Origin of the sequence: Citreimonas sp. (assembly GCF_042096055.1) — a bacterium.
Taxonomy (GTDB): domain Bacteria; phylum Pseudomonadota; class Alphaproteobacteria; order Rhodobacterales; family Rhodobacteraceae; genus Citreimonas.
In genome coordinates, this window is the sequence record NZ_JBELMH010000055.1 from 21,438 (window position 1) to 22,757 (window position 1,320).

Sequence of the window (1,320 nt, forward strand, 5' to 3'; positions counted from 1 at the left end):
GCGTCGCTGATGGCCTATGGCATGGCCAAGCAAAGCTCGAAGGACCCCAAGTCCTTCGGCAAGGGCAATATCGAGGGCGTCGCTGCCCCCGAGACGGCGAACAACGCCGCCTCGACCGGATCGCTGCTGCCGATGCTGACGCTCGGCATCCCGGGCTCTCCGACTACGGCGCTGCTGCTAGGCGGCATGGTGATGTGGGGTCTGGTCCCCGGCCCGATGCTGTTCATCGAGCAGCCGGACTTCGTCTGGGGCCTGATCTCGTCGCTCTACACGGCGAACGTGGCCGCCGTGCTGATCAACATCGCGCTGATCCCGGTCTTCGTCTGGGCGCTGCGGATGCCGTTCACGGTGCTCTGTTCGCTGGTGATCGTGCTGTGCATCGTCGGCGGCTTCGCGCCCAGCCAAAAGATGCACGACGTCTGGCTGATCGCGGGGTTCGGCGTCGCGGGCTACCTTCTGCGCAAGGCCGACTACCCTCTGGCGCCGCTGGTGCTGGCGCTGGTGCTGGGCCCGCTGATGGAGACGAGCTTCCGCCAGACGCTGATCGCCGAGCAAGGCAACGTTCTGGCCTTCGTGCAGCGGCCGCTTTCGGGTAGCTTCATGCTGATCGCGCTGGTGTTCTTCCTGCTGCCGCTGATCAAGTATGTTCGAACGAACCGGCGCCGCACGATCGCGCCGGCCGAGTGACGGGATGATGACCAGGAGAGACTTGACGATGGCACAGACTTTTTCCGAGCTTTTGGCCCCGCATCCCGATTCCGCGCCGGCGATCGGGGCACCCGGCCGCGCATGGCTGAGCTACGGCGGCCTGCGCACCCTTTCGACCGACGTGCGCGCTGCGCTGCGGGCGGCGGGCGTGGGACCGAAGGACCGGGTCGCCATCGTGCTGCCCAACGGCCCCGAGATGGCGACCGCCTTCGCCACGATCGCTCAGGCGGCGACGACGGCGCCTCTCAACCCCGCCTACAAGGAGGACGAGTTCGCCTTCTACCTCGAGGATCTCGGCGCGCGCGCGATCGTCCTCGCGGCGGACGAGGACGGTCCTGCCCTGCGCGCGGCGCGGCGCTTCGGCCTGATCGTGCTGCGGGTCGCCGTGCCCGACGGCGCCGCGGCGGGTGCCTTCGACCTGATGGCCGAAAACCCCGGCGCCCCCGTTTCCGACGGCACGCCGGACGCCGACGACGTGGCGCTGGTGCTGCACACCTCTGGCACCACCTCGCGCCCGAAGATTGTTCCGCTGCTGCAATCCAACGTCGTCGCCTCGGCGCGGAACGTGGCGGACTCGCTGGCGCTCAGCGACCGCGACCGCTGCCTGAACGT

2 protein-coding genes are annotated in these 1,320 nt (G+C 68.6%); both read left to right on the top strand.

Going from position 1 to position 1,320, the window contains the following annotated elements:
• A partial coding sequence (locus ACFDTC_RS12525; protein ID WP_375259215.1) for a tripartite tricarboxylate transporter permease occupies positions 1 to 687 on the top strand: 687 nt, incomplete at its 5' end.
• 28 nt (positions 688 to 715) lie between these two features.
• The coding region (locus ACFDTC_RS12530) for an AMP-binding protein (protein WP_375259216.1) at positions 716 to 1,320 on the top strand (605 nt) is incomplete at its 3' end.